The sequence below is a fragment of the uncultured Mycobacterium sp. genome (assembly GCF_964249325.1).
Lineage (GTDB): Bacteria > Actinomycetota > Actinomycetes > Mycobacteriales > Mycobacteriaceae > Mycobacterium.
This window is the reverse complement of the sequence record NZ_CAXUCH010000291.1, coordinates 1-2,906: the sequence shown is the minus strand read 5'-3', so window position 1 is coordinate 2,906 and position 2,906 is coordinate 1. Positions and strand designations below refer to the sequence as shown.

Below are 2,906 nucleotides of genomic sequence, written 5' to 3'. Positions count from 1 at the left end.
TGCACCGCGCCGACGCTGGACGGGCTGCGCACTCATGTCGCGCGGACACTCGACGTCACCGCAGCACCGCGCGAGCTGCATATCGTCGGCGCCCTGCCGCTTCGCGGTATCGGCAAGGTGGATCGGCAAGCGTTGGCCCGCCGCTTCAGTGGGGGCGGCTGACGCTGCCCGGATGCTTTCGCTATCCGAATGTTCTGTGACACCAGCTTGGGTCGGCCGTTTCAGTGCTAAAAAGCAAGTTCAGACTCTTCGGATATCGGAGAACGACAAAAGGGGCTTGCGCTGGACCTGAGGAAGCTCTCGACGATCGGCCAGCGATTCGAGAGCTCGCGTGTTGGCGAGGCAGCAATTAGCTGCTTAGTCGTGGTCGTGCTGATCACCGGCGTGGTGTGGAGCCTGCCCGATGCGGAATTCAAGCGGCGGCTGATGCCGGTGCTGCAGCCGGTCGCGTCGGCAGCTGGTCTAGAACAGAACTGGCGAGTGTACGCCCCGGAACCACTGCGGCGCCTTGAGTACGTCGAGGTGCGTGTCACCATGGCCGGTGGCGCGCAACGGGTGTGGACGAATCCGCGCGGTGACCGTCTGGTGGGGGCGTTTTCGTGGTACCGCTGGCAGAAGGCCAAGGAGAATTTAGTACGGCAGCCCGCTAGTCGAGCTGGCTTGGCGCACTGGGTTGTTCACCGGCTCACGGGTCGCGGCGAGCGCGCGGCGCGAGTGCAGATGATCTTGCGCACCGAATTACTCCCGCCGCCCGGCGCCGAGGGGCCGCGCACCGTCGGCGAGGAAATCCTTTACGACGAGACCTTGACCGGCGAGTCATGAGCGAACCAGGAAGCCGTCAGCGGCCGTGGGTAGCCGCGGCTGAAAACTGGCGGACGTTCTGGTTCCGATCGCAACCTGCCTACACCCTGGGCTTGGTCAGGATCGCGTTCGGCGCGGTGGCACTGGGCTGGACGCTCTCCTTGCTACCTGATCTGCATGAGCTGTTCGGGCCGCACGGGATCGCGCCGCAGCAGCCAGCAGGAAGTTTTCAGTGGGGGCTTTTTGCGATCTGGAACAGTGACCGCGCGCTGCTTATCGGGTGGGCGGTGCTGCTGAATTGTTCGCTCGCGCTGATGATCGGATGGCACAGCCGGTTGGCCGCACTGGTTGTGTTCGTGCTGATCTTGTCCTTCGAACACCGCAACCCGTCGGTATGGAACTCCGGCGATCTCCTTGTTCGGCTTGAGGCGCTGTTCCTTGCGCTTTCGCCGTGCGGCGCGGCCTTGTCGCTCGACCAACGACGCAGCACTGGAATGTTCTGGTCGGCACAGCAGCGCCCGCAGTGGCCGGTTCGACTGATGCAGTTGCAGTTGTCGCTGATCTATCTGGCGTCGGCGTTGAGCAAGCTCAACGGCAGCGCCTGGCCCGAGGGCACTGCTGTGTCCTACGCGCTGCGACTGCAAGACATGCTGCTGGTTCCCGCCCCGCGATGGTTCGCCAACAACGCGCTGCTGATGAACGCCGCTACCTGGGGCACGCTCGCCGTCGAGTTTTCAGTTGCGATCCTGGTGTGGAACCCCCGCTTACGGCCATGGGTGCTGGCCGCGGGCGTGGTCATGCACACCATGATCATGATCGCCGTCGCGGTTGGTTTTTTCAGCTTGGCGATGTTCGTGCTTTATCTCGCATTTGTTCCGTCCGAGACCGCGCAACGCCTTCCGCGCAGCACCAAACAGTCGGCGACGAAGGTTGTGATGGCGCTTCGTGCGCGGTGGCGGCGTAATCGATTACGCGGTAGGGAAACTCCGAAAGAGGAAGGGGTTGTCGCCGGGGAAAAGTCACCGCCGTGAGGGCCGGTCCGCCGGATTAGGGCTTCGCACCGCCTGTCGTCCCACCGCCAGTGGTGCCGCCGGTGGTGCCGCCACCGGTCGTCCCACCGCCGGTCGTCCCACCGCCGGTCGTGCCGCCACCGGTGGTGCCGCCCCCGGTCGTGCCGCCGCCAGTGGTGCCGGCACCGGTTGTACCGCCGCCGGTCGTACCGGCTGTGGTACCGCCAGTTGTCCCACCCGTAGTGCCCGCAGTCGTGCCGCCGGTTGTGCCGCCACCGGTGGTGCCAGCGGTCGTGCCGCCGGTCGTACCGGCAGTCGTGCCGCCCGTCGTGCCTCCCGTCGTACCCGCAGTCGTCCCGCCCGTGGTGCCGCCGGTGGTGCCAGCGGTCGTGCCGCCAGTGGTGCCAGCGGTCGTGCCGCCAGTGGTGCCAGCGGTCGTGCCGCCAGTTGTACCCCCGGTTGTGCCGGCCGTTGTGCCACCGCTCGTACCCGCAGTCGTCCCGCCCGTCGTGCTACTGGGCGGCGGCGGGTTGATCGGGATGGGGATCGGAATGGGGATGGTAACCGGGTTATAGGCCGGTGGGGGCGGCGGCGCGACGGGCGCCTCCGGCGGTGCTTGATAAACCGGAGGAGCAGCCGGCGCTCCGCCGGGTACCTGCTGAGGACCGGGGCCAGAGACACCCTGCGGGGCCCCGCCACCCGAGCCAGCCGGCAGCTGTGGCGCCTGGACTGGGGGTGAAGCGGGTGCACTAGGTGCTGGCAGCACCGGCATGAAGTTTCCCGGCACCGCTTTGTGCTGCGGTTGCACTGGCGGCTGCGGTTGACTGGCCGCGGTTGGGCGAATGCCGATCGTCACCGCAACTGCCAACGCCGCACACCCGGCAACCACGATGCCGCCGACGGTGCTGCCCACCAGCAACGCGCGGCCCACCGGCGGTGGCTCTGCCTCCGCCTCGTCCTCGTCGCCGGCGTACTCCATCGGCAGCAGTTCCGAACCTTCGTCCGCCATCGAGTAGGCCAACGCCCCGCCCGGACCCGTAGCGTCCTCCGCCGAGTCATCACGGTCGCATCCTGGGCCGACATCCCCGCCATCGT

At 67.0% G+C, this 2,906-nt stretch carries 2 protein-coding genes and 2 pseudogenes (1 of these 4 running past the window's edge); 3 read left to right on the top strand and 1 reads right to left on the bottom strand.

Annotated elements, in window-relative coordinates:
• The 3 genes and pseudogenes from menE to ACFE99_RS22825 form a co-directional block, all read left to right on the top strand.
• Positions 1-162, top strand: a pseudogene (gene menE, locus ACFE99_RS22835) (o-succinylbenzoate--CoA ligase) (it extends 850 nt beyond the left edge of the window).
• A 201-nt stretch (positions 163-363) separates the two neighbouring features.
• Entirely contained in the window at positions 364-822 is a 459-nt protein-coding gene (locus ACFE99_RS22830; protein WP_375488833.1) for a hypothetical protein, read from the top strand.
• Entirely contained in the window at positions 819-1,832 is a 1,014-nt protein-coding gene (locus ACFE99_RS22825; protein WP_375488831.1) for an HTTM domain-containing protein, read from the top strand. Before ACFE99_RS22830 ends, ACFE99_RS22825 begins: the two co-directional genes overlap by 4 nt.
• Before the next feature lie 16 nt (positions 1,833-1,848).
• On the opposite strand, the pseudogene ACFE99_RS22820 reads toward ACFE99_RS22825, so the two are convergent.
• Positions 1,849-2,906, bottom strand: a pseudogene (locus ACFE99_RS22820) (hypothetical protein); the annotation flags it as partial.

What these genes read in the sequence shown, in the direction of transcription:
- ACFE99_RS22825 (WP_375488831.1), top strand. Translation starts at nt 819, where the DNA reads ATGAGCGAACCAGGAAGCCGTCAGCGGCCGTGGGTAGCCGCGGCTGAA.